24 protein-coding genes are annotated in these 25,474 nt (G+C 60.5%); 3 read left to right on the top strand and 21 right to left on the bottom strand.

The window, feature by feature from the left end; all coding sequences use genetic code 11:
• Nucleotides 1–147 precede the first annotated feature (147 nt).
• Nucleotides 148–1,224 (top strand): HNH endonuclease signature motif containing protein, encoded by a 1,077-nt coding sequence (locus I6J26_RS02150; protein ID WP_115022872.1) that lies wholly within the window; start codon nucleotides 148–150, stop codon nucleotides 1,222–1,224.
• A 124-nt stretch (nucleotides 1,225–1,348) separates the two neighbouring features.
• On the opposite strand, the gene I6J26_RS02155 is transcribed toward I6J26_RS02150, so the two are convergent.
• The 21 genes from I6J26_RS02155 to I6J26_RS02255 form a co-directional block, all read right to left on the bottom strand.
• Nucleotides 1,349–1,519: a hypothetical protein gene (locus tag I6J26_RS02155; RefSeq protein WP_181815382.1), complete on the bottom strand. Its 171-nt coding sequence runs from the start codon at nucleotides 1,517–1,519 to the stop codon at nucleotides 1,349–1,351.
• 115 nt (nucleotides 1,520–1,634) lie between these two features.
• Nucleotides 1,635–2,765 (bottom strand): DivIVA domain-containing protein, encoded by a 1,131-nt coding sequence (locus I6J26_RS02160; RefSeq protein ID WP_115022874.1) that lies wholly within the window; start codon nucleotides 2,763–2,765, stop codon nucleotides 1,635–1,637.
• A gap of 168 nt (nucleotides 2,766–2,933) precedes the next feature.
• Nucleotides 2,934–3,245, bottom strand: a complete 312-nt coding sequence (locus I6J26_RS02165; RefSeq protein WP_115022876.1) for a YggT family protein — start codon at nucleotides 3,243–3,245, stop codon at nucleotides 2,934–2,936.
• Nucleotides 3,246–3,390: 145 nt separating this feature from the next.
• Nucleotides 3,391–3,816, bottom strand: a complete 426-nt coding sequence (locus I6J26_RS02170) for a cell division protein SepF (protein ID WP_039676080.1) — start codon at nucleotides 3,814–3,816, stop codon at nucleotides 3,391–3,393.
• Between the two features lie 68 nt (nucleotides 3,817–3,884).
• The gene (locus I6J26_RS02175) at nucleotides 3,885–4,589 is read right to left on the bottom strand and encodes a YggS family pyridoxal phosphate-dependent enzyme (protein WP_115022878.1); all 705 of its coding nucleotides are present in this window, start codon (nucleotides 4,587–4,589) and stop codon (nucleotides 3,885–3,887) included.
• Nucleotides 4,590–4,591: 2 nt separating this feature from the next.
• On the bottom strand, nucleotides 4,592–5,332 hold the full coding sequence (pgeF, locus tag I6J26_RS02180; protein ID WP_115022880.1) for a peptidoglycan editing factor PgeF: 741 nt from the start codon (nucleotides 5,330–5,332) through the stop codon (nucleotides 4,592–4,594).
• Between the two features lie 24 nt (nucleotides 5,333–5,356).
• Nucleotides 5,357–6,709: a cell division protein FtsZ gene (gene ftsZ, locus I6J26_RS02185; RefSeq protein WP_070669917.1), complete on the bottom strand. Its 1,353-nt coding sequence runs from the start codon at nucleotides 6,707–6,709 to the stop codon at nucleotides 5,357–5,359.
• 206 nt (nucleotides 6,710–6,915) lie between these two features.
• Nucleotides 6,916–7,575 (bottom strand): cell division protein FtsQ/DivIB, encoded by a 660-nt coding sequence (locus I6J26_RS02190; protein WP_115022882.1) that lies wholly within the window; start codon nucleotides 7,573–7,575, stop codon nucleotides 6,916–6,918.
• A complete protein-coding gene (gene murC / locus I6J26_RS02195; RefSeq protein ID WP_115022884.1) occupies nucleotides 7,568–9,064 on the bottom strand; it encodes a UDP-N-acetylmuramate--L-alanine ligase in 1,497 nt (498 codons plus the stop codon). The genes I6J26_RS02190 and murC overlap by 8 nt, the downstream gene beginning before the upstream one ends.
• Nucleotides 9,065–9,097: 33 nt before the next feature.
• A complete protein-coding gene (gene murG, locus I6J26_RS02200) occupies nucleotides 9,098–10,171 on the bottom strand; it encodes an undecaprenyldiphospho-muramoylpentapeptide beta-N-acetylglucosaminyltransferase (RefSeq protein WP_115022886.1) in 1,074 nt (357 codons plus the stop codon).
• A 29-nt stretch (nucleotides 10,172–10,200) separates the two neighbouring features.
• Nucleotides 10,201–11,655, bottom strand: a complete 1,455-nt coding sequence (locus I6J26_RS02205; RefSeq protein WP_115022888.1) for an FtsW/RodA/SpoVE family cell cycle protein — start codon at nucleotides 11,653–11,655, stop codon at nucleotides 10,201–10,203.
• A 15-nt stretch (nucleotides 11,656–11,670) separates the two neighbouring features.
• The gene (murD, locus tag I6J26_RS02210) at nucleotides 11,671–13,068 is read right to left on the bottom strand and encodes a UDP-N-acetylmuramoyl-L-alanine--D-glutamate ligase (RefSeq protein ID WP_115022890.1); all 1,398 of its coding nucleotides are present in this window, start codon (nucleotides 13,066–13,068) and stop codon (nucleotides 11,671–11,673) included.
• Nucleotides 13,065–14,177: a phospho-N-acetylmuramoyl-pentapeptide-transferase gene (gene mraY / locus I6J26_RS02215; protein ID WP_115022892.1), complete on the bottom strand. Its 1,113-nt coding sequence runs from the start codon at nucleotides 14,175–14,177 to the stop codon at nucleotides 13,065–13,067. The genes murD and mraY overlap by 4 nt, the downstream gene beginning before the upstream one ends.
• A gap of 23 nt (nucleotides 14,178–14,200) precedes the next feature.
• On the bottom strand, nucleotides 14,201–15,733 hold the full coding sequence (locus I6J26_RS02220; protein WP_115022895.1) for a UDP-N-acetylmuramoyl-tripeptide--D-alanyl-D-alanine ligase: 1,533 nt from the start codon (nucleotides 15,731–15,733) through the stop codon (nucleotides 14,201–14,203).
• Entirely contained in the window at nucleotides 15,730–17,298 is a 1,569-nt protein-coding gene (locus I6J26_RS02225; RefSeq protein WP_115022896.1) for a UDP-N-acetylmuramoyl-L-alanyl-D-glutamate--2,6-diaminopimelate ligase, read from the bottom strand. The genes I6J26_RS02220 and I6J26_RS02225 overlap by 4 nt, the downstream gene beginning before the upstream one ends.
• Nucleotides 17,299–17,352: 54 nt before the next feature.
• Nucleotides 17,353–19,221 (bottom strand): peptidoglycan D,D-transpeptidase FtsI family protein, encoded by a 1,869-nt coding sequence (locus I6J26_RS02230; protein WP_115022898.1) that lies wholly within the window; start codon nucleotides 19,219–19,221, stop codon nucleotides 17,353–17,355.
• Between the two features lie 304 nt (nucleotides 19,222–19,525).
• Nucleotides 19,526–20,302: a hypothetical protein gene (locus I6J26_RS02235; protein ID WP_239121808.1), complete on the bottom strand. Its 777-nt coding sequence runs from the start codon at nucleotides 20,300–20,302 to the stop codon at nucleotides 19,526–19,528.
• A 50-nt stretch (nucleotides 20,303–20,352) separates the two neighbouring features.
• Nucleotides 20,353–21,396 (bottom strand): 16S rRNA (cytosine(1402)-N(4))-methyltransferase RsmH, encoded by a 1,044-nt coding sequence (rsmH, locus tag I6J26_RS02240; protein ID WP_115022902.1) that lies wholly within the window; start codon nucleotides 21,394–21,396, stop codon nucleotides 20,353–20,355.
• A gap of 168 nt (nucleotides 21,397–21,564) precedes the next feature.
• Nucleotides 21,565–21,999: a division/cell wall cluster transcriptional repressor MraZ gene (gene mraZ, locus I6J26_RS02245; protein WP_010190539.1), complete on the bottom strand. Its 435-nt coding sequence runs from the start codon at nucleotides 21,997–21,999 to the stop codon at nucleotides 21,565–21,567.
• Between the two features lie 495 nt (nucleotides 22,000–22,494).
• Nucleotides 22,495–22,896, bottom strand: coding sequence for a DUF3040 domain-containing protein (locus I6J26_RS02250; RefSeq protein ID WP_070669927.1), 402 nt, complete (start codon nucleotides 22,894–22,896; stop codon nucleotides 22,495–22,497).
• Nucleotides 22,897–23,063: 167 nt separating this feature from the next.
• Nucleotides 23,064–23,453 carry an SAV_6107 family HEPN domain-containing protein gene (locus I6J26_RS02255; protein WP_239121809.1) on the bottom strand — a complete coding sequence of 130 codons (390 nt, stop codon included), beginning with the start codon at nucleotides 23,451–23,453 and terminating at the stop codon, nucleotides 23,064–23,066.
• Between the two features lie 312 nt (nucleotides 23,454–23,765).
• Between I6J26_RS02255 and I6J26_RS02260 the strand changes: the two genes are divergently transcribed.
• Together I6J26_RS02260 and I6J26_RS02265 are read left to right on the top strand one after the other, a co-directional pair.
• Nucleotides 23,766–24,350: a GNAT family N-acetyltransferase gene (locus I6J26_RS02260; protein ID WP_070669929.1), complete on the top strand. Its 585-nt coding sequence runs from the start codon at nucleotides 23,766–23,768 to the stop codon at nucleotides 24,348–24,350.
• A gap of 32 nt (nucleotides 24,351–24,382) precedes the next feature.
• The gene (locus I6J26_RS02265; RefSeq protein ID WP_115022907.1) at nucleotides 24,383–25,474 is read left to right on the top strand and encodes a polyprenyl synthetase family protein; all 1,092 of its coding nucleotides are present in this window, start codon (nucleotides 24,383–24,385) and stop codon (nucleotides 25,472–25,474) included.

Here is a 25,474-nt window from a genome sequence, read left to right on the forward strand (position 1 = left end):
CCGAGGGGTCAAGTTTTCACAGCCACAGGTTCCCGAGATCCTGAAATAGAAACCCGTGTGTGCCCACGATGCTCAGGTGAAAAGGTTATTCACAGGAGCATTTTTTCTAGTGCGGGCTGATCACAGTGAGCCTTAGGCTTCAGAATCATGAACGCACTGCAGACTTTTCTTGACGCCCTGGCGCCCGGCATTGATGTCGTCGCCGGGTGCGAAGGCATGTCTGAAGCGGATCTCATTGCTGCCGGATCACCCGATAAAACGGCCAAGGAATTGGTGCGCTTGCACTCGAGCTTCTTTGGCACGACTGCAATGACTCGCATGCAACGCAACGCCGTAATTGCAGCCCGCCAGCGCGGCCATTCTCTGCCCACACTCAACGTCATTGACCGCTATGCACGCAAAGCTCGGACACTGGCCTTGGGGTGGCAGATGCGCCTAGAGCTGTGCCGCACGAGCGCTGATACGTTGGCGATGGAAGCTCTGGCCAAGAAGAAGCTCAAAGAGCTTTCGAAACCGCCGCAGCCCAAGGCAGGCGTCACGGTGTATCGCCGGCGAAACTCGCTGTGGACGATGGCGATTACAGCCCCTTCTCATGTCATCGCGGAGCTTAACGACGCCGTCGATGAGCACCGCCCCATCGAATCCATCCAGGAAGCCTTCTTCACAGGCGCGGCCCCACGCAAAGGACTGCAGACCAATATCCTTGTCCCCTTGGATGCGTTGACGCAGATTCTCAATGGTGATGGTGAGGAAGTTACGCTGCGTATGACCAATGGCGCGACAATGACGGGTGCGGAGTATGTCAACAAGGTGATCTCCGGTGAAATAGACCTTGACGGCACATTGGCGACGCTCTTTCACCCCGTCCGCGGACCTGTGAACCTCTATCGGCAGGAGCGGAGCGCTAGCATCAAACAGCGCATCATGGCTATGGCCGAGTTTCCGGTCTGTGCATGGAATGACTGTATGAAGCCCGCCGATGAGTGCCAAGTGCACCACATCATCGCGTGGAAGAACGGCGGCTATACCAATCCCGAGAACCTCGTGATGTTGTGTCCGTACCACAACGGAGTCAATCAAGATAACCCCAATGCTCCGCCAGGGCGTGGGCGGATGGCCCGGGTTGAAGGGACGGTAAAGCGCACCTTCGGTCCTCTCCCACCACCTTCGCCACGGCAGGCGGCCCCTAAAGCAATTGGACCGCCGGACAGCGGTGGCACCTAGATGTGGACCCAGGTAGCGGTGGCACCTAGATTCGGTCGGTGCCACTATCCGCGACAGTAGCCTTCCATCGCAGCAGCTCACCGCCTAGGAGCCCTCTACCTCAGGAACCCCTTGAGGCCGAGGGCTACTCGTCGTGCTTGCGGCGTATTTTCACCACTGTATCGACGATAAAGAGAATGATGCCGACGCCGGCAGAGATGAACAACAGGTACAGGGACCAGTCAGCGGCGGTGAGGATGTAGTTCACGAAAGCCAAGAAAGCCACGAACGCTAGAACCAATGCGCCAATGAGCATGTTCGCTCCCCTTCCACGAAAACTGGTCTTGTGTCTACCGGAGGCCCCGGTGGTCTACAGAAAAGAATAACGGCGTCCGGTGCCGGACGCCGTTAATTCAGTCATGAGCCAGAAATTAGTTGTTGGCCTTGCCAGCCTCACCGTTCGGAGCCGCGGTGCCGCGGGACTCCAGCTCCTCAAGCTGGGACTCGAGAAGCGTCTTGAGGCGGGTACGGTACTCGCGTTCAAAGGTGCGCAGCTCGGAGATACGGGCCTCGAGAGCAGTCTGCTGCTGCTTGACCGTGTTCATGACCTCGGTGTGCTTCTTCTCCGCGTCAGCCTGCAGGGCTGCTGCCTTCTCCTCAGCCTGGCGGATCTGAGCCTCAGCGCGGGAGGTGGCATCAGACTCAGTCTGCTTAGCCTTGGTCTCTGCGTCAGCGACGAGCTTCTTGGAACGATTGTCGGCATCCAGCAGCTGTGCGTCGTAACGCTTCTGGGCGTCAGCCAACTGAGCCTTGGAGTGAGAATCAGCCTCAGCAAGCTGCTTTTCTGCAGCCGTGCGGGCCTCGGCCAGCATGGACTCGGAGTCTGCCTTGGCCTCGTTGGTAAGGCGGTCCGCCATTTCCTGAGCCAAGCCCAGAACACGAGCGGCCTGCATGTGGGTCTCCGGAGTAGCCAGGCCATCCGCAGTCTTGGCAGCACCAGCGCCGGCAATGCCGGCGGCAGCGGTGGAGGCGCCGGAGTTCTTCTTGGCGGACTCCAGCTCCTTCTTGGTGTTCTCCAGCTCGCGCTTGGACGCTTCGAGCTCACGCTTCGCGGCGGCAGCTTCCTCACGGGCAGCCTTAAGCTCTGCGGAGTTATCCTGCTGCTGAGCAGCCGGAGCCTGGGAGGACTGCGCCTGAGCCTGAGCGGCCTTAGCCTGCTCTTGGGCCTTCTTGGTTTCTTCCTTGGCTTTGGCAACCTCGTTCTTCGAGTCAGCCAGCTTTGCCTCGTACTCAGCGCGCAGCTTGGACTCCACGTCCTTGCGCACGGCGGCCTCATCGACCTTGGTTGCAGCGGCACCGGCGCCAGCAGCGGCGCCGCCCTTGGACTGTGCCTTCAGGTCCTCAACCTGGGCCTGGAGGTCGTCGTTCTCATCCTGCAACTGAGCAAGAGCATCTTCGACGAGGTCGAGGAACTGATCGACCTCGTCCTCGTTGTAGCCACGCTTGCCAATAGGCGGCTTGCTGAAGGCGACGTTGTGTACATCAGCTGGTGACAGTGGCATTGACTTCTCTTCCCCTTACGAATCGGTCAAACCTCTAGTGGGTCCAGAGGCCGGGTACATATGCGGTTAATAATACGGATTGTGATAACTCATTGTATCCAAATCAACACATTATCTAACGCAGGCACGAGTCTCAACGTTAACAAAAGGGTTTAATACACCCGCAATTTAGACTGCGAGCCCGCCAGCACCAAAAAATACCCACACAATCAGTCGCGAGAGAATTGCCAAGAGCAGGAACAGTACGATAACCGAGACATCGAGAGCAATGCCGCCCAGCTGCAAGGGCGGGATAACCTTGCGCAGGGCCTTAACGGGCGGATCAGTAAGTACAAACAGCACTTCTGCCACCATCATGAACCACCGCGGCGGGTTGAATTGGCGCGAGAAGGACTGAATCATCTCGATGACGATGCGTGCGAGCAGAATCCACGAGTAGAGGCTCACAGCAAGAATGAGAATCGAACCTAAAGTATTCACATCGCCCGAGCCTATCTGAACCACCCCCGCAGGCGGTACTTCCCCGTCCGGCGGTTCGCAAGAAAACGCATGAAGCCGCCGTCTCCAGCCTCCTCCACAAGCCAACACGGGAGGGGCAGGATCGGCGGCCCTGAGGCGTCGAGTTTTAGCGCAAGTGCGCGGCGCGCTCCAGCTCAACGGTAGAGATGTCGGCGCCCTTCGGCACAATCGCGAAAACCTTGCGGCTGGTATCAACGCCCTTGGTGAGGTTCTTCATACGACCTTCCAGTGCGAAGCACAGGCCAGCAGCGAAGTCGACGAAGCGCTTGGCGGAGCCACGGTCGGCATCGGTGAGTTCAAAGACTACGGCGTCACCATCACGGAACGGGCCGCCAACCTTGGCGGCGTCATCGAAGGAGACGAGCGACAGGGCCACGATGGTCGGAACGAATTCTTCTTCCTGCTTGTCGTAGGACGGTGCTGCGTACGACGGAGCGTTGTAGGTGCGCTCGTCGGCGTAGTAGGCGTCGTCGGCGTCCATGTCCATCGGGCCCAGCCCGAAGAATTCCTTGGTCCTATCAATCAGTGACATTCTGGGTCTCCCTCTGACCTAGTTTTCTGTGAGATTAGTGTCTTTGAAATGCGCTTTTGCGATGCCACTTAAACTACTGGCCGCGGCCCCATAATTCCGGTTCCGACACGCACGATATCTGTTCCAGATTCAATTGCTTCCTGCAGGTCTGCACTCATTCCGGCAGAAAGCTTCAATGGGCGCCCGAGCTGCTTGGCCACGTCCCCCACAAGCCCCTTCACCCGGCTAAAAACCTCGCCCGGTTCACTCTCCAGAGGTGGGACAACCATAAAGCCCCGCAGCTCAAGATTGTCGAGCTCTTCAACGACGTCCACCAAGTCAGAAACCTGCTCGAGTGGGCAACCGCCACGGGCAGTATCGCCGTCGGCGGAGACCTGGATGAAAACTGGCAAGATACCGTCGCGTTGGCCTCGTTCTTGGGCTAAAGCCACGCCGCGGTCGAGGGCGCGGGCAAGCTTCTCAGAGTCGAGCGAATGCACGCTATGCGCCCAGCGCGCCACGTGGTTGGCCTTCTTGGTTTGAATCTGGCCGATCATGTGGAAGTGCATATGAGGCAGCGCTTCGGCCTTGGCGCGGGCTTCCTGTTCGCGGTTTTCGGCGACGTCGGTAATCCCCAGCTGTGCCAGCAGAGCAATGTCGTCTGCTGGGTGGAACTTGGTCACCGGCAACAGCTCGGGTGCTTCGCGCCCAGTTTCGTCGGCGAAACGTTGGATCTCAGCGCGGGTGCGCTCGAGTCCGGCGCGCAGTTCCTCGAGACGGTTCTGGTCAGTCATTGTTATCCCTCCAACCAAATCACGCCGGCTTGGCGTCCGGTGACGCCTTCACGGCGATAGGAAAAGAAATCTTGGTCTTCGATAGTGCACCGCGGATCGGACTCAATAGCGGTAATGCCCAGCTCCATGAGCTGACGCACGAGCCCGGCACGGACATCGACACCCCAGGTTCCCTTCGCGGTACGCGTTAACGACCCAGGAAGGTGTTTCTCAACATCCCTAGCCATCTCCTCGGGAACCTCATAGTTTCGACCTGAGGCGGCCGGCCCCATGAGAACCTGCATGGTCGACGGGGTTGCGCCGAGAACCATCATGGCGTTGACGGTGTTGCGGATGATGCCGTTGCGCGCGCCGAGGCGGCCTGCATGGACGGCGGCGATGACGCCAGCGGGAACGTCGACAAGCAGCACCGGCGTGCAATCGGCCACGAGCACGCCGAGGCCCAGACGTTTTTCGGTGGTGACCAGGGCATCAGTAGCCTCAACCGGCTCGGTCATACCGCGGCGCTCCGCACCTACCGTGGTGACGGTATTGGTATGTAACTGTTCCATCCACACGATGTCGTCGAGCCCTGTGGCGCGTAGAAGACGGGCGCGGTTAGCGGCCACGGCGGCGGGGTCATCGCCCACGTGATCACCTAAATTGAAAGAGTCATAGGGAGACGACGACGCCCCGCCAGCACGGCTGGTAAAGACCATGCGGACGGGGCGCTTCGATGGGTGTGCTTCCTCGTTTACTGGCATGCACTCCAGAGTAGCGGGCTGCGACTAGCGCATGAAGGAGGGCACGTCGAGATCGTCGTCGCCGTCATCATCGAAGCCACGGGGGCGGCGCTCGTCTGGGCGGGACAGGCGGTACTCGTCGCGATTCTCGCGCTCCTCACGGCGGAAGCGATCGGAGCTGGTGAACAGTCCGCTGGACGGAGCTGGCTCGGAGGGCTGCTCACGCTCGTAGGAGTGGCGCGGTGCGTACTCTTCACGCTCGCGGCGCTCGGTGCCCTGCGACTCAGCACGTGTGTACTCCTCACGTGGGGCTTCCGCGCTGGACGCGGCGGGGGATTCCGGTTGTGCCTCGGCACGGTTCTCAAAGAGGGAGCCTGGGCGAGCAGCCGGGGTGGCGTGCTGGCCCTGCGGTGCTGCCTGACCAGGCTGCACCGGCTGGGAGGTCATATTGGCCTGTGCATCAAAGCCGGTGGCGATGATGGTGACGCGGACTTCGTCGCCCAAGTTGTCATCGATGATGGTGCCGAAGATGATGTTGGCATCCTCGTCGGCACGCTCCTCCACCATGGAGGCAGCCGCGTTGACCTCGTGGAGGCCCAGATCGGAGCCGCCAGCGATGGAGAGTAGGACGCCCTTAGCGCCTTCCATCGTGGACTCCAGCAGCGGAGAGTTGATGGCCTGCTCGGCTGCGTTGAGCGCGCGGTTGTCGCCGCGGGCAAAACCGATCCCCATGAGCGCGGAGCCGGCATCGGACATGACGGAGCGCACGTCCGCAAAGTCGACGTTGATCATGCCCGGGATGGTGATGAGGTTGGTAATACCCTGAACACCGTTGTGCAGGACTTCATCGGCGGCGCGGAAGGCCTCAACGATGGACAATTCCTCGCCGCCCAGCTGCATGAGGCGGTCATTCGGAATAACGATGAGGGTATCGCAAACCTCGCGCAGCTCCTCGATACCGGCCATGGCCTGGCGGGTACGGCGAGCGCCTTCGAACTTAAACGGGCGGGTCACCACGCCGACGGTGAGCGCGCCCATCTTCTTCGCGATGGACGCCACGACGGGGGCCGCGCCGGTACCGGTTCCGCCGCCCTCGCCGGCCGTCACGAAGACCATGTCGGATCCTTGGAGCGCATCCTCGATTTCGGTCTTGTGGTCCTCAGCGGAGGTCTTGCCAACCTCTGGGTTGGCGCCAGCGCCGAGGCCGCGGGTGGCCTCGCGGCCGATGTCGAGCTTGGTGTCCGCGTCGGAGAAGATCAGCGCCTGAGAGTCAGTGTTGATGGCGACGAACTGAACACCTTTGAGGCCTTCTTCGATCATGCGGTTGACGGCGTTGACACCGCCGCCGCCGACGCCGACGACCTTGATGTCCGCGAGGTTGTTGCTAGATGAGATCATACGAGGGTCTCTTGCCTTTCAACTAAGGATTTTATGTAAACGAGGAGGCGCCTCTAAATACGAGAGGCGGTTACATCCATCTTTAACGACAAGAGGGTTATTTGGGCGCACATTTTGCCGCGTGTCGGTACCCTCAACCTCTACTTTAGGGTTGCTGACGTGCGGTTTTATTAACAGGCGTCCCACCCGCCCCACTGAGGACGCGCTTAGCGGCGAGTCACCAGGGAAGGGTTAGAAATATTCCAGGATTCGCCCTCCAACTGGAGCACATCCTCAAAGGCGATGGCCTTGTTGGCGTTGTCTTCGGCGGCTCCCCAGAAGATGGTTTTATCGTCATCCGTGACAAAGGTCAGCGAATAGGTGTCCTCGATATCGAGGGTCTTGACGCGCGTGCGTACATCGGCAGGAAGCGCGGATACCGCATCCACCGCCGCTTGCATCTCCGGCGAGCCCGATTCCGTACGCCCAGTCAACTGGATGGCTTCTTTAGGTGGGGTGTCCTCGACAAATTCCTTGCCTTTATCGTCCACCAGCACTGTGCGGCCCCCGTCCTCGACATAGGCCACGGCCTCATGTTCCACCACGCTGATATGCACAGTCGACGGGAAGGCGCGCGAGACCGTTGCCGATTCCACCCACGGCAGCGAAGCCACACCCTGAGCCGCCTCACGCGCATTGAGGCGCACCAGATTGGAGCCCGTTGCCACACCGCTCGCCTGCTCCGCGTCTTCGGCCGCCACGTGCTCATTGCCCTCAACTTCGAAGGAGGTCACCTTCATAATCGGAAACAGCCAGACGACGGCCGCAGCCACGAGCGCTACGAGGGCAACCGCGCCGACGGCAATCGCGCCCGATTTCTTAGACATCCTGGCCCTCGGCCTCACCTAGCTGTGCAGAATCCGCTGGTGGCTCTCCTTGTTCTAGCTGAGAGAGGATTTCCCCTGCCACATAGGTAATCGTTCCCGCACCGATGGTCAGCACGACATCACCTGGCTGGGCCAGAGAAATAACGTCGCCCGCAGCTTCGGAGAAATCCGGCTCAAAGATAACCGGCATGTCCTCCGGCATTTTATCCGTAATGATGCGGGAAGTAATGCCCTCAACTGGCTGCTCGCGGGCGCCGTAGATGTCGAGGACCACGGAGGCGTCGGCAAGCGCTAGTGCCTCTGCGAACTCCGCATCGAATTCCATGGTTCGGGAGTACAGGTGTGGCTGGAAACAGGCGATAACCCGCGCGCCCTCGCCTTCAGCATCGACCTTCGCGCGCGCAGCGGTGAGCACCGCGGACACCTCCGTCGGGTGGTGAGCATAATCGTCAAAGACGCGAATCCCTTTCGCGGAACCGCGGTACTCGAAACGGCGGCGCACACCGGTGAAATCGGTCAAACCCGCAGCAAGTTCTGCAGGATTTCCACCCGCCAGTGCACCGGCAAGGAGCGCCGCAGCAGAATTGAGCACCATGTGGTGGCCTGGGACGTGGAGGTCGTAGGTGAGGTCCTCCGGGGGGACGTCGGGAAGCGTGAGGTGCACTCGCACATGCGCGCCCTCCGCTGATACCGTCTCCTCCAATATCTCTACGCCATAGGGCAGCGAGGACTCGTTGTGCGCACCATATCCCAAGACCTGGATGCCGCGCTCGGCCGCGCGCTCGCCGGTTGCCACGGCCTGCGCATCTTCTAGGCACACCACGAGGCAGCCGCCATCTACGACGCGGTCAGCAAAATCGTCGAAGACCTTAAAGTAGCTTTCGCGGGTCTCAAAATAATCCAGGTGGTCCGGTTCGATGTTCGTCACCACCGCTACGGAAGGGCTATAGCGCAGCAGCGAAGCATCGGATTCGTCAGCCTCCGCGACAAACGCGTCACCGGTTCCTCCATGCGCATTTGTCCCCGCACGGTTGAGCTGGCCGCCAATGGCAAAGGACGGGTCCAGACCTGCCTGCTGCATCGCGCTCACCGTCATGGACGTGGTAGACGTCTTGCCGTGAGTTCCGGCCAAAAGCACCTGGCGGTGTCCCTCCATCAGCTCTGCTAGAAGGTCGGACCGGCGAATTACCGGGATTCCGGCTTCTCGTGCGGCAGCCAGCTCTGGGTTGTCCTGCGGAATCGCTGCGAAAGAGGTCACCACCACGGTGGGTTTTTCGCCCGCGAGCTCGAGGTTCTCGGCAGCGTGGCCGATGGCGATGTGAGCGCCCATCGTGCGCAGGACCTCCACCGCGGTGGACTTCTTCACATCCGAGCCCGTCACCACCGCGCCGCGGGTAGTAAGGATTCGGGCGAGGCCCGACATGCCCGAGCCGCCGATGCCCACGAGGTGAACGCGAGACAGGTCAATAGAAGCAGGAGTTGCAGTCATGGGGGATAATCCTTCGTTCGTGGTGAAGAGAACCTAGTTGCGAGCACTCGACGCGATGCGGTCAGCAATAACGGCAGCCACGTCACCAGCGGTGCTGGCATCCGCAGCGGTGCGCATGGTATCCAGCGTGGCGGGGTTGTCGAGGATTGCGCGCACCTCACGGATGAGGCGCTCGGGACTCAGTTCGGCATCGGGAATCTGGACAGCAGCACCCGCATCCACGAGCGCGCGGGAGTTCAGTGCTTGCTCGCCGTTTCCGTGCGGGAGGGGAACATAAATGGCGGGCAGACCAGCTGCGCTCACCTCCGCCACGGTCATGGCACCTGAGCGGCATACCATGAGATCCGCCACGGCGAGGGCGCCGGCCATGTCATCGATATAGGGCACGGGGGTGTAATTGTTGCGTTCTTCTGGCCTGTCGTTCTTTTTGCCATACGCGTGAAGAACTTGGAAGTCCTGCGTGAGATCGTCGATAGCACCGGCAAGGGCAGTATTGATGCTCGCCGCGCCCTGGGAACCACCCGTCACGACGATGGTGGGGCGCTCGTCACCTAGATTCCAGTTCTTACGCGCAGAAGTTGCCTTGGAACCATCTGGATCCTCTCCTAAGCCGGGACGTACCGGGATACCGAGGACCTCGCCTGCCATGCCGGAGCCTTCCTGCGCGTTAAAGCCGATTCCGCCCAGACGCACGCCCAGCTTGTTGGCCATGCCCGCCAACGCGTTAGTCTCCAGGACGAAGAAAGGAATGCCCAGCGACTTCGCCGCTAGGTACGCGGGGGCAGCAACGTAACCACCGGTACCGAAGACGGCGTCCGCAGCCACGTCTTGAAGGACCGCGCGGGTTTCCCGCACGGACTTTATGACGCGCCACGGCAGCTTGAACGCATCTGCATTGATCTTACGTGGCACCGGAACCGGTGTAATCATGCGCAAGTCCACGCCGCGCGCCGGAACAATATCTCCCTCCAGACCACGTGGGGTACCTAAAGCGGTCACTCGCGCACCGTGGCGCTGACGCAGCTCCTCCCCCACGGCAAGCGCTGGTTCGATATGTCCGGCAGTGCCGCCACCTGCGATGACGACGGAAATTGGCGTGGCATTCATGCCCTACAGGCTACCAGCGCAGCGCGTCCCTACCGGCGCTCGCCGCGCCGACGGTCCCCGGACGCCTCCTGGCGCGGAACACGGCGGCCGGTGACCGCGCGACCAAATCGTTCTTCGCGGCTGCGCTCCGTGTGACGCTGCGTCTGCGGGCGCTGACGGCGCTGGGCGCGTTCTCCACGACCGTCGCGCTCTCGGTCTGCGCGGTGCGCACCACCGCGACGCTCGTTGGGAGGAGTGGGCTCCGGAATCAGGAAAATACGGTCAAAGAGCGGGCGGCCAAAGTTCTGCATGGCGGAAACCTGCAGTGGCTCGTGGCGCGCAACGTTGCACAACAAGCCCATGGAGCCAATCGTAATAATCGCAGCAGTACCACCGGCAGAAATCATGGGCAGTTGAATACCCGTCACCGGCAGCACACCGATGACATAGCCGATGTTGATGAAGGCCTGGACCACCACGCCAACAGACAACGTCGCCGCGAGCAGAGACTGGAATTGGTTCTGCGCTCTTTTGGCAGTGCGCAGCCCGAAGTAGCCCAAAATGGCAAAGAGCCCGATGACCAAAGCGCCGCCCCACAGGCCGAGCTCCTCGCCAATGATGGCGAAGATGAAGTCATTCTTCGCTTCCGGCAGGTAGAACCACTTGGCGCGGGACTGGCCTAGGCCGACGCCCCAGAAGCCGCCGTCGGCGAGCGAGAGGAAGCCCTGGTACGCCTGGAAACCTGTACCTTGCGTGTCTTCGATGTTGCCGCGCAGGGCATCAAAGTAGGTGTGGAAGCGGTGGGAACGGAAGCCGCCCGCCAGGAAAACCGTAGCCATGCCGATGACGCCGAAGACACCGACGACCGTCGGCACACGCCAGTCCACACCAGCAAAGACGAGGGTAAAGACCACCACCAAGGCAAAGGACACACCCATGCCCAAGTCGCCCTGCGCCACGATGAGCACGAACATGATGCCGGAAATGATGGAGTACATCATGAACGGGTCAGTCAGGCGCATCGAGCGATGAGTCTTATCCGCCAAAGCGGACGCACCATACATCCCCACGGCCACACGTGCGAACTCGGAGGGTTGGAAGGCAACGCCGCCGGGCAGCATAATCCATGACTGCGAACCGACCTCGGCACGTCCTGTACCTACGCCGGGGATCAGAACCAGGATGAGCAGCACGATGGCCAGTCCCAGGAACCACGGCACCAGCGCTCGTAGCGTTCGCGGGGAGATCCGCAAACCAATCCAGAACACGATGAGACCAGCAGCCACGAGGATGCATTGGCGCAAAGCAGCCGACCAGGGGCTGTCACTTTCCGAAAGCGAGGTCGCCATCGACGAAGAAAAAGCCATGAGCACGCCGATACCGATGAGCGAGAAAATGGCGATGCGCAGCATCTGGTAATCCAGCCCGGGGTAGGCGCGCAGGCGCTCGCGGATATCGCGCGCGCGGTGGCCCAGCGTGCGGGGTGGCTTCTGGGTAGTGGTCACGGCGAATGCTCCTGGTTAGCGGGCGAGGCGGCGGGCGGCGGCGGCAAACATGTCGCCGCGCTGGCTCATTCCGGTGTACATATCCAACGATGCCGCAGCCGGTGCCAAAAGTACGGTATCGCCGGCGTCGGCGTGTTGCACCGCCGCTGCCACGGCCTCATCCATGGCAGCCTGGGGGTCGCGGCTTTCCACCAGCACGATGGGCACGTGTGGTGCGGCCTTGGTGAGGGCTTGGGCGAGCACGTGCTTATCGACGCCCACCAGAACCGCCGCCTTCATCCGGTCCGCGTGGGTGCGCAGCAGGTCACTCACGTCTGCGCCTTTGAGCTGACCGCCGGCGACCCACACCACAGAGTCGAGGCCGCGCATGGCGATTTCTGCCGCGTGCGGGTTGGTAGCTTTGGAATTGTCGATGTAGCTTACGCCTGCGTGCTCGTGCACGATTTCGCCGCGGTGCCCGGCAACGACGTACGACTGGAGTCCTTCCGTGATGGACGCCGGATGGGCCCCTGCCCGGGCAGCGACGGCCGCAGCTGCCGCGGCGTCGAGAACGCCAGCCAGACCCGCGGGTTGGAGAGTCGTCACATCATCGATGACGGTGACCGTGACTCCGGCGAGGTCGTTAATGAATAGCCCTCCGGCGCTCACACCGACTTGGCCTGGGGCAGGCTCGGTGTGGGTAAAACCGATGCGGGGCGACTCGGCGTGACCGTAGTGAGTGCTCACGTAGTCGTCATCCAGGCCGATCACGGCATGGTCACCGCCCAGGATTTTCGCTTTGTCCGCGGCATAGGCCTCAAAGGAGCCATGCCAGTCCAGGTGATCGTCAGCCAGGTTGAGAAGCGCACCCACCTCTGGGCGCAACTGGGAAGACCAGTGCAATTGGAAGGAGGACAGCTCTGCCACGAGGATGTCCACGCGGGGAGTTGCAGCAAGGGCATCGAAGGGAGACACACCGATGTTGCCTACTGCTTGGGACCGCAGGCCAGAGCGCTGCTCATCCGCAGCCATAATGGCCGCGAGCATGCCCGTGGTGGTGGTTTTACCGTTGGTTCCGGTGATAGCCAACCAGCGGCGAGGGGCGCCGAATACCTCGGCGCGGTCTAAACGGTAGGCCAGCTCGACATCGCCGATGACGTCAAGGCCACAGGACGCCGCGGCAGCGAGGAGTGGAGAATCGGGGCGCCAGCCTGGGGAGGTCACCACGAGGGAATAGTCCGCACAATCCACCGTGTCAGTGTCCACGGTAGCTACTCCCAATTCCGACTCGAGACGTGATCGAGAATCCGCATTACCGTCCGCGACGGTGATATCGACGCCGAGGCCAGCGAGTACTACGGCGCAGCCGCGACCAGATACACCTGCACCGGCGATGAGGACGCGGCCGTTGAGGAAATCAGGACGGGGGCTCATGCGCTTAAGCCAATGCCGCTGGCGGTGAGCCAGTCACCGTAGAAGATGGCCACACCAGCCATGGCAGCCATGGCTGCCAAGAGCCAGAAGCGAACCACCACTGCTGTCTCTGCCCAGCCGCCGTTTTCAAAGTGATGGTGGATTGGAGCCATGCGGAAAAAGCGCTTGCCGGTGGTGCGGAAGACAACAATCTGGATGACCACAGACACCGTCTCAATAACGAAGAGAGCACCGATGACAATCATCAGCAGCTCCGTGCGGCTGGCCACGGAAATACCAGCAACGAGGCCGCCCAGAGCCAAGGATCCGGTATCGCCCATGAAGATCTTGGCCGGTGCAGCGTTCCACCACAGGAAGCCCAAGCAGCCGCCAAGGCCGGCAGCGGCGAGGACCGCAAGGTCAAGCGGATCACGGACCTGGTAGCAGCCGGCGGTGAACTCGGAAGCACAGGAATAGCGGAACTGCCAGAAGGTCATGAGCGAATAGGAGCCCATCACAATGGCCGTCACACCCGCTGCAAGGCCGTCGAGGCCGTCAGTAAGATTCACCGCATTCGACCACGCCGCAATGAGGATGTACATGAAGACAAGGAACACGATGGTGCCCACAACTGCTCCCCCAACCGCGAGGTCGAAGGTCTTCAGGTCGCGGGTAAAGGACAGCTTGGTGGATCCTGGGGTGAGCCCTTCTTCATTAGGGAAGCGCAACACCAAGAAACCGAAAAGCAGGGCCAGCGCGAGTTGGCTGACAAGCTTGGCGGTCTTATTAAGGCCCAGGTTGCGCTTCTTAAACAGCTTGATGAAATCATCCGCAAAACCCACGGCACCCAGGCCCAAGGTAAGACCAAGGACGAGTACACCGGATGCGGTAAAGCCCACATGGCCGGTAAGCCTGCCGTAGAACCCCACAACGAGGTAAGCCACCAGGATGCCGGCCAGAATAGCGAGGCCGCCCATGGTAGGGGTTCCGCGTTTGCGCAGGTGCGATTTAGGTCCGTCCTCGCGGATTTCCTGCCCGCGGCCGGCGTCAGAGAAGTACCGGATAAGCAGCGGGGTGGTAAAGATCGCCACGAGGAAGCTGACCACACCAGCGATGATGATCTGAGTCACGTGCTTGAAGTCCTTTCTAGCGGCTAGCTGTGGTTCAGCTCTTCCGCGACCAACCAGAGCCGCTGGGCATTAGATGCCTTCACCAAGACCACGTCCTTGACAGTGCGGTTGGCCCAGTCTTCGACCCCTCTCGGGGCCGCGCGCAGGATACCCTCGACCGCTTTCGCTGCCGCAGCGGCATCGGCGCACACCATTGTATTTATACCCTGCTCGGCCGCAGCCTCCGTCATCGCCCGGCAGTTCGCGCTTTCTCCCACTGCGATGAGGTGACCAACGTGGTATTTCGCCAGAACCTCACCTAGTTGGCGGTGCGCTGCCTCAGCGTCACTGCCGAGCTCGCCCATCTCACCCAATACGGCGATGGCACGGGCATCTGGGCGCGCGGCGGCCGTATAGGCCAGAGCAGCGATGGCAGCACGCATGGAATCTGGGTTGGCGTTATAGGAATCATCAATGATGGTGACACCATCCCGGCGGGTACGCACGTCCATGCGGTGTTCCGAGGCGTTGCGATGCCCAGACAGCGCATTGGCCACTGTCTGCGCAGACAGCCCCAGCTCAATCGCCGCGGCCGCTGCCGCTAGCGCATTGGAGACTTGGTGGGAGCCGAACACTTGGAGCTTGACGTCCACTGGTTGGGCGCCGGGGCTATGCAGGGTGAAGGAAGGGCGGGCGACGTCGTCAAGCACAATGTCCGTGGCATAGTACTGCGCCGCCGGAGCACCACCACGGCGAGTCTCCGTGGAGTAGTACACCACCTTGGCGTTTGTGCGGGGTGCCATAGCGGCAACGAAGGGGTCATCGGCATTGAGAACGGCGACGCCGCCCTCGGCTGCGGTGGGCAATGCCTCGATAAGCTCGCCTTTGGCTTTCGCGATGTTGTCTCGAGAGCCGAACTCTCCCAGATGGGCAGAGCCAACGTTGAGAACCACGCCGATGCGCGGGGCGGTGATGTCGGTGAGGTGGCGAATGTGGCCAATTCCGCGAGCCGACATCTCGGCGACAAGGTACTGGGTATGCTCATCACAGCGCAATGCCGTGTAGGGCAAACCGATCTCATTATTGAAGGAACCTGGTGGTGCCACGGTCTCCCCTACCGAGCGAAAAATCGTGGCGATAAGGTCCTTGGTCGAGGTCTTGCCGGCAGAACCTGTCACGCCCACAATGTTGAGCTCGTACTGCGTCAAACGCTGGGTGACCGCCCGGGCCAAAGCGGACAGCGCGTGGACGACCGCCGCCGCGGAGCCGTCCTCATCGTTGGCATAGATATCCGCATTGGCCCCATCACCTTCGACGCGCCCACGAGGCTCCACAATGACGGCTGGAACGCCGACCGGGCGTGCTGCTAGGACAGCAACCGCGCCTTTCTCGATAGCAGTCGCGGCAAAGTCGTGTCCGTCGACGCGCGCACCCGGCAGCGCGACGAAAAGGCCACCCGGGGTAACTTTGCGGGAATCGAATTCGACGAAGCCGGTGACCTGGGCATCCGGATTCTCAACGTGATCGAGACGGCCGCCGGTGATCTGAGCGATCTCGCTGAGGCTTAAGGCGATCATGCGTCCTCCTTGGACTGAGAATCATCGTCGCTGTCACGGTACCCCGCTAAGTCCTGATTCGCGCTGTGACGAAGAACTTCGTCGAGGGCTCGCGACAATTCTTCGCGGTCGTCGAAGTGGTGCATCGTCTTACCAATGAGCTGGCCCACTTCGTGGCCTTTGCCTACGACGATGACGGCGTCACCGGGCCGTGCCCACGCAACGACTTCGTCGATAGCTGCGGCGCGGGAGTCTGCTTCGCGAATATCGCCATCGGGGTTCGCTTCACGGGCGCCTTTAATGACGGCCGCGCGGATAGTGGCGGGGTCTTCGGTGCGAGGGTTGTCGTCGGTTACAACGGTTAGGTCGGCACGTTTCGCGGCCGCGGCTCCCATCAGCGGGCGCTTGGAAGAATCGCGGTCACCGCCAGCACCGACGACGATGCCTATACGGCCAGGCGTTCCCTCCAGCTGTCCGCGCAGGGTATCGAGTACCGCGGCGATGGCGGCTGGTTTGTGTGCATAGTCCACGACTGCTACGAAGTCCTGGCCGCGGTCAATGCGTTCCATGCGTCCAGGCACGGCGACTTTTTCCACGCCATCGAGGAAGGTCTGCGGGTCGAGTCCAATGGCTGCGGCCATGCCCGTCGCCAGGGCGGCATTAGCGATATTAAATTCACCTGGCATAGGAAGACGGAAGTCATAGGTCGTACCGCTGGCGGCAATCGTCATTTCCACCTGCTGGGCACCAGTGGCCTCGGTGCTGAGTTGGCGTGCCGTGATATCAGCCTCGCCCTGTGTTGCAACGCGTGTAAGCGGTAGTGCTGCCGCACGTTTCGCCATGCGCTTGCCCCAGTCATCATCGACGCAGATGACGGCGCGTTCGGCGGCCTGGGGGCCGTCGAAAAGCGCGGCTTTGGCTTCGAAGTAGTCTTCCATCGTGGGATGGAAATCCAAGTGGTCCTGGCTCAGATTGCTAAAGCCACCGACGTCGAAGCGCGTGCCCCGAACACGCCCCAGCTCCAAGGCATGGGAAGAGACCTCCATGACCACGTGGGTCACGCCCTCAGACAGCATGCGGGCGAACAGCTCTTGAAGGGTCGGGGCCTCTGGGGTGGTCAAGGACGTCGGCACCGGCTCGCGATTGATGCGGGTACCAGTCGTTCCGATGAGGCCCACCGAATAGCCAGCGTGAAGGAGACCGGCCTCGAGGAGGTAACTCGTCGTGGTCTTACCCGACGTGCCCGTTACGCCGAGAACGGTGAGCTTTTCGGTGGGGTGTCCATAAATCTCCGCGGCTACGAGACCGAGGATGGCGCGAATATCCTCCACCACGAGGATGGGACGAGACTCCCCTACCTCTAAAAGAAGGGCCTGTCCGTCCTCATCAGTGAGAATGGCTGCCGCCGGGGTATCCGCGGCATAACGCGCACCATGCACGCGAGTACCAGGCAGCGCCGCGAAGAGCCCGCCCGGTGCCAGCGTGGCGGAGTTAAGGCCGCACGAGTCAACGGTGACCGAGGCGTCCCCGATCACGCGGCCGCCGGCAATGTCCGCTAGGTGCTCGAGGCTGATACTGCTTGTCACTGTGTCTCCTCTGTGTTGTTCTTCTTTTTCTATCGTTTACTGACTCAATAAGGTCTACTCGGCACGCAATGTCAGCGGCGGGGCCGGTGGTGACGGTGGAATGTTGTCGCGGTTGAGCAGCCATGCGGCGATGTCGCTGAAGACTGGTGCAGCCGACTGGCCGCCAGAACCATCGTCGTTCACGCCGGACTCTGGCTCGTCAAGCATGACGGCGACGACGAAACGGGGGTCGTCGGCAGGCGCGATGCCCGCAAACGTGATCCAGTACTTGGAATTGGAGTAGGCACCGGTCTCTTCATCTACCTTCTGTGCCGTACCTGTTTTACCGGACAGCTGGTATCCCTCAATCTTTGCGTTACCGGCGGTGCCGTTATTGATGCCCTGCTCATCGGATTGGAAAACAGCGCGGAACATATCCACCACGGTGCGTGCCGTTTCGGGGCTCACCACTTGTGTCTTTTCTGGCTCCTCAAGCTCTTCCTTAGTTCCATCTGGCCCGGTGATGGAATCAATAATGCGCGGTTCAATGCGCTCACCGTCATTGGCCAGGGTCTGGTAAATCGAAGCGAGCTGCAGCGAAGTCCACGCTTGTCCCTGGCCGATGGGCAAGTTGGCAAAAGTACCGCCGGACCACTGCGACAGCGCAGGAACGAGGCCAGGTGACTCGTTGGGCAGCTCAATGCCCGAGGTTTGGCCGAGACCAAACTTCTTGAGATAGTCGGCGTATTTTTCCTGTCCCAGGCGCTCGGCCAACATGAGAGTGCCCACATTCGACGACTTACCAAAGACACCCGTGGTCGTATACGGCTCGACGCCGTGTGGCCACGCATCGCTCACGGTCACGCCGGCCATATCAATAGAACCTGGCACTTGGTGGACCTCATCAGGATCGGTCAAACCTTCTTCAATCGTTGCCGCTGCGGTAATAATCTTGGCTACCGACCCCGGCTCGAAAGGATGGGAAATACTGAGGTTATCGAAGGTTTTATCCTTGTCCAGCTGCTTCTCAATGTCCTTGTTCGGATCGATAGTGTCCGTGTTCGCCATAGCGAGGACTTGTCCGGTGGCGGCATCAAGAACCACTGCTTCAGCACTCTTAGCCTTGGAATTTGCCTTCGCCTTCTCCAGCTTCTGCTGGACGTAGGTCTGCAGGTCAAGGTCCAGGGTCAAGGTAACGTTCTTGCCGTCGGTAGTCGGCACCTGGTCGCGGAGGGTGCCCGGGATAACCTGACCACTGGCGGAGACATCCTCGGTGGAGCTACCGTCAATACCAGTCAATGTCGTGTCTCCCGATGCTTCAAAGCCGAACTGGCCCTGCCCATCCATGGACACCTTGCCGATAACGTTTTCCGCGATCGATCCGTTGGGGTACTGGCGAATCTGCTGTTCATCGGCAGCAAGACCGTGGAACCGCTCCGAAATTTCCACTGCGACATCTGGGTCCACGTTACGAACGAGCACCTCGTACTGCGTATCAGCGCGGAGCTTGTCCATAATCTGGTCGGAGTCCACATCTCCAGCATCGATACCCGCGTCCTTGAGCATCGACGGGATACCCTCCGCCATCTCGGTGAGGCGGTCTTTGACTTTGTTATCGAGGAAAGACTCCTGGGCATCGGGTGCAAGGCCGGCGTACTCAGCGGTGTTGACGGCCTCGAGCTTTTCTTGCTGGCGCAATTCATCGCGCAGACGCGTTGGCGATACTGTCAGCGAACGCGCGCGCATGGTGTAAGCGAGGCGCTGTCCATCGCGGTCAAGAATCTCACCACGGCCAGCGGTGTCGATATAGACGCGGGTTCGCTGAGCGGCCGCCTTCGCTGCGAGGTCTGGCCCCCACACGATTTGTACCCAGGCAAGACGCCCCATCCACGCCAACATGACGACAAGCAGCAGTGAAGCGACAACATGCACACGGCGGCGCATCGTCTTCTGCTGGCTGACAGCCGGTTTTCCAGTCCGCGGATGCTTGTCTCGCGTCGCGGGGATAACCCTATCGGCCTCATATCGCTGCCGGGGCTGGTGCGCTGTGCCACGTGGTTGGGAAGCACGGGCCGTGGAAGGGCGCCTCGGGCGCCGACCACCGTTGTGTGGTGGAGTCACACGTCACCTTTCTTTCTGCAGCAGATGGGCCTGGTTTGCCGCCGCGAGCGGCGGGCCTACTTACCCCCGAATTGTGCCCTATGATCACCGCGTGCCCGCGCAGGCACGCGCGGGCAGGGGTCGGAATCTAACCGCGAGCTGCGTAGGGCGCCTGTGCCGGAATATCCGGAAGCTCCACGCCGCCTTCAGCCGGAGCAGATTCCTCCCCGTGGTCCTCATGCTCCGCAGACGCATCGCGCTCTGCATTGTCTCGGTGTGGCTGGCCAGTGTGGAGGTTCGGACGGACATTAAGGTTGTCAGACATATTGGCCGTTGCGTTGGGATCACTCGACGCTCGGCCCGGGCGAACTGGCTCGCCGTTGACGTCCACGACGGATTCCATCTCAGGAGTCGCTTCACGCTTCTCTTCAGGTTTTCCCTCGCCATTTACTTCAACGATGCCCGGCTGTACTGGGATTCCCAAGTTGGCTTCGTGCGCACGGCGGGCAACATCCGAGGCTGAACGAACATTCTCCAAATCCCGGTTGAGGGTCTCCAGCTGATTATCAAGCGTTGATTCATGTGCCGTGAGCTGTTGAATCTTGAATGTTTGCGAGGTCGACAGACCCGATAGCCACATCGCTCCTATCACACCAGTGATAAGCAACGTGATGGCGATGACTGACAGCCGTGCAAAGCGTCCATTGTTCTTGGGCTTCTGAACAACGCGGCGCCCGCGGTTGCTTACAACCTGCTTCGAGCCGAGACGGCCTCCACGCAGCCCCTCTCTCTTGCGGCGAGTAGGTACGGTGCCGCGGTGCGGGGAACGGCTGGGCAGCGGAGTCGTGCGGCGGCTGCGCTCAAGCAGCGCAGTTGACTGACCAGCGTAGTCGGATCCAGTGGTGAAATCGCGGCTTGCTCCCATGGTAGGGGTCCTCTCGTGGTGGCGGGAAAGGGCTGTGCGGTCTCGAAGCGTCATGATGTTCCTCCCGGGTCATGGAACGATGGGGTTCCATCCACTCGTTCCAAGGCGCGAACGCGTACTGACGCGGCCCGCGAGTTTTCAGCAATCTCTTCCTCGCTAGCCTTTTCCGCACCACGCGTCACAATGGAATAGTGGGCGGCAGTTCCAGGAAGATCCATCGGCAAACCTGCCGGAGTGGTGGAAGTGCTGAGCTCTTTGAAGGCCTGCTTCACAATGCGGTCCTCGAGGGACTGGTAGCTCATGAACACCGCACGCCCGCCGACGGAAAGCGCATCCGTAATGACGGGAATAACCTGCTCGATGGCCTCAAGTTCCCGGTTAACCTCCACGCGCAGCGCCTGAAAAGTACGTTTTGCCGGGTGGCCGCCGGTGCGGCGAGTGGCTGCCGGAATAACGTCATACAGTAACTCGACGAGACGGGCAGACGTGGTAAACGGTTCCTTATCCCGTTCTTTGAGCACTGCGGAGGCAATCTTGCCAGCAAAGCGCTCATCGCCATAAGTTTTCAGCACGCGAGCGAGGTCCCCGTGGCTGTAGGTATTGAGTACATCTGCAGCCGTTATCCCCTGGCTCGGGTCCATGCGCATATCCAGCGGCGCATCCGTTTTGTACGCAAAGCCACGGTCAACCTGGTCGAGCTGCATGGAGGACACGCCAAGATCAAACAGCGCCCCGGCAATGCCATGTTCCCGGGCGATGGCAAAGATTTCACCCTCACCGTTTGCAATGGCGCCACCAACCTCATCGAAACGGGCATTAACTCCAACGAAGCGCTCTGGGAAGGCAGAGAGACGCTGCGAAGCATTACTTAATGATTGCCCATCCCTATCCACGCCAATGATGCGCACGGAAGGGAACTTTTGGAGGAAGTACTCGCTGTGACCACCCGCCCCCAGAGTGCCATCCACGATGACGGCATTCTCTCCTGCGGCCTCAACTGCGGGTGCCAGCAACTGCGCCATGCGCTCACGCATGACGGGTACGTGACCGTGATTATCGTTCACGTCGTAGGTGATGGTCTCATCCTGTGCCACAGCCCGCTGTCCCCCTTCCTCAAGGCGCCTGAGTTCGCTGTCTGGTTTGTTCGATAAAGATTGAGTGCGTATAGGGCCCTGTCCGAGGAAGGCTTCTGATGTCGGGGAAGTACACCAGATCATCTTCCTCGGGCAGAGTCCGTACACGCACTCTCGTTGTCCCGGCCCTTACAAGAGGCCGGCAAGCACGTCGTCGGCATCTGCTGCCGAATAAGCGTCTTCAGTTTGCGCCTGGTACTCAGCCCACGCAGCTGCGTCCCAGATTTCGAGGAAATCAACTGAGCCAACAACTACGCATTCCTTGGTGAGGTTTGCGTATTCGCGATGACCCGCGGACAACGTGATACGCCCATGCCCGTCAGGACGTTGCTCGTCCGCACTCGCAGCCAAGTTACGGATAAACGCACGCGCGTCCGGGTTGGTACGTGACACAGCCGCCGCTTTCCTAGCTCGTGCCGCGAACTCCTCCCGCGGATACACCGCGAGCGAATGATCCTGCCCCTTGGTGACCATGAGGCCACCGGCCAGTTCTTCACGAAACTTCGCCGGAAGCGTGAGCCGCCCTTTGTCGTCGAGCTTGGGAGTGTAGGTACCGAGAAACATCCCGGGTCCACCTTCCTGTCACTCGAAAACTCCGGATTCCTCTCGCGACAGGAGATCAACTCTCCTCCGCTACGCCCCACTCTACCCCACTTTCCCCCACCTTCCACACCTTGAAGGCAAAGTACACGCGCGTGTCTCACTATAATCGCAGATAAATAGCCTGTTTTTCGGTGGGGGAAATTCCCCAAAACCCTCTTGACACGTCCCCCAGATAACCCCACCTAACACTTTAGAATCACATGTAACTTAAGTAGCTTTACCCACTCTTCCCCCTACAGCTCTCTCCTTTCCTGCAGAATCACCCACAAGTTAACCCCCAAGCACCCGCCAAACACGCGCTTCAGCACCCCCAGTATCACCCTGGTGGGGCAAAGTGGGGAATGTGGGGCAAAGTGGGGCACCCCAACAAAACACAAAAGCGCCGCACCACTCTGCATGCGATGACTAACGTCATCACCGCAAAGTAGTACGGCGCTAGAAAGCTAGTGAGAGCTCTTAACGCTCCTCAAAACGACGGCGGAAGTTATCTTCCAAACGATCGCCCATACCACCATGTCGTTTCTTCGACTGCTGGGGACGGGACGAAGAGGCAGTGGAAACAGACACCAAGGAGTCTCCAGAGTTTCCACGCAGCATCCAGACACCTGCACCAAACATCACAAGGAAGCCGAGAATGGAGAGTGCGATAAACCATAGCGACTGCTGCGCGAGAGCGATACCGCCCACCATCATGCACAGGCCGACGACAACGAGTGCCACTCCACGGAGGGTAATGGCACCGGATCCCCCGCCAAAGGAGGAATCACCAGTTACAGACGCACCAAAGTCGGGGTCATTGGCCAGCAGCGACTGCTCAATTTCACGCAGTGCTTGCTGTTCTTGCTCAGAAAGGGCCACAGCGTCCTCCGTAGTGAGATTCGGGTAAATGATGTCTTTTTAGGGAATGTCTACCTCTATAACGTCAAGAGTAGCGAGATAGTTCCCGCAAAGACAGTCCGTCTCCCTGCGCCCGGCTACTACGTCACCACGATCACAAAAATAACTGCCAACTGCAGCTAATCCCACTACGCAGCCAAGCCACCGAAACCGAGTTCAGATTCGGTCGCGTCGACATATCGCGCAGCCAGCGCCAAATACTCATAGACAGCATCCTCATGAGGAACTGGATCCATTCCCGACGCCACACGAGAACGCACCCGCGAGTACTCCTTAAACTCTGCCGCCCACTGAGCGTCCGCCGGACCTACGAGGGCAACCTGCTCCCATGCAGAAGTAGGCAGACGGCGACGCCGAGACACCGACGATGCTGCTACCCGCGCCCCGGCTGCACGCAGCGACGCACGATAAGCCATCTCTAGAGCGTCTTCAAAGCGACCCTGCGCGGCACTTGAGCGGGCATCCGCCAGCAAATCAAGGGCCTGAGTTAGAAAGCGATCGCGCCGGACACTTTGCATTGACTCTCGCCTACGCCCCCGCGCTGCCGCTGTTGCTGAAATTACCTGTGCCATGACCACTCCTCCTTGTTTGCCATAACCGCACCTACTGACTGTGTGCCCGAGACACTCACCTGTGACGTTTCCCTAAGCTTCTGCGAATCACTGTAGGACCGCCTCCGTACATCCACCCCTAACATTAGTTCACGTGTTCGACTCTTGCAACGGTTTAAGTAAATTATTCCTCGTTTTTCGAACGCTAACGCGACGACTCCAACCTTCATTTTTCGGTTCCACTTTCGCCGGCTGTACGGATCTGTTGTTATTAGAACTGTGAGTTATACGCTGCGCCGTTTGAGCCCCCAAGAGTTCGCGATTGCCCTTCCACAGTTGGTAGACATCTATATCGAGGCCATGGGCTACTCAGAGGCCATGCGTGACAACTCGATCGCGCGCTGGAAGTCAGACCTCATGCGGCCAGGTTTTTCCTGCGTGGTCGCCACCACCGAGTACGGAATCTCCGGCTTTGCCTACGGTTTCTTAGGCTCCCCTGATACGTGGTGGGATAGGCAGCTCCGCCGTGCATTGATGACTATTGGCGGCCCCAGCCCGGAACAGGAGGACATCCTCCATAACTATTTTGAGCTCGCAGAAATCCACGTCCGCCCAGCAGAACAGGGCCACGGGCTTGGCCGCAGCATTCTCGAAGCCCTCGCTTGGAATCTGCCGGCGCGCTACATCCTCTTATCCACGCCCGAGCATCCAGGCGAAGCCAACTCCGCCTTCCGCTTATATCGCCGCATGGGCTTTACAGATTTCCTGCGCCAGCTCTACTACCCTGCCGATTCACGGCCTTTCGCTATCCTGCAGTCCTCCGTACCGCTCACGCCCGTCGACACCACCCAACCTGGCGCTTAACCTGCTCGCCCCTGCCAGGTATCGTGACAAGTGTGACTGAACCGAAGATTCCTACCCTGGACGATATCCCCGCTGCCGTGCGCGCTGAGCTTGCCTTCTTCCTCGACGGACAGCGCGACTCCATCGCCGCTATTGGCCAGCCGGTAACCCACGCCATCTCCTACTTGGAATCCTTTGTTCTTAATGGTGGAAAACGCATCCGCCCGCTCTATGCCTGGGCCGGCTTCGTGGGCGCACATGGTCTGGAGGGATCGGAATCGCCGGAGGCAATGCTGCGCGCTGCCTCCTCACTCGAGTTCATTCAAGCGTGCGCGCTTATCCACGATGACATTGTGGATGCCTCCGATACCCGGCGCGGGAACCCCACCGTTCACCGAGGAGTCGCTGCCCGCCATCGCGAATTGGAATTGAATGGAGACGCAGATTTCTTCGGCCAATCTCTCGCCATCCTCATCGGCGATATGGCACTGGTCTGGGCAGAAGACATGCTCCAGGATTCAGGTCTGAGCCCTGAGGCACTTGCTCGCGTGCGCGAGCCTTGGCGCGGTATGCGCCGCGAGGTTATCGGGGGCCAGATGCTGGATATCTCACTCGAGGCTGAGGGCTCCGAGGATGCCTCCTTGGCGGATTCCGTGAACCGATTTAAGACGGCCGCCTACACCATCGAACGCCCACTCCACCTTGGTGCGGCTGTGGCAGGGGCATCGGAGGAGCTCATCGCTGCCTTCCGCGGCTACGGCCGCGATATTGGTATCGCCTTTCAGCTTCGTGATGACCTTCTCGGAGTTTTTGGTGACCCCGCTATTACCGGTAAACCTGCCGGTGACGATCTCCGCGAGGGCAAGCGCACCGTGTTGCTCTCCCTCGCGCTGCAGCGCACGGATGCCACTGACCCCGTCGCCGCGGCAGAGCTTCGTCGCCTCATTGGCCAAACCGAAGACCCCGATGAGATTTCGCGTATGGCTGAGATTATCGCTGAGTCGGGAGCGCCGGACGTCGTCGAGCAGCGCATCACCGAACTGACACAGTCGGGCCTGTCGCACTTGTACGACGCCCACGTCTCTCCAGATGTGACTGCAACGCTGGAGGATCTTGCCCGCAAATCCACCGCCCGCCGGATGTAG

The sequence above is a fragment of the Corynebacterium minutissimum genome, from assembly GCF_016889765.1.
GTDB classification, from domain to species: Bacteria; Actinomycetota; Actinomycetes; order Mycobacteriales; family Mycobacteriaceae; genus Corynebacterium; species Corynebacterium minutissimum_B.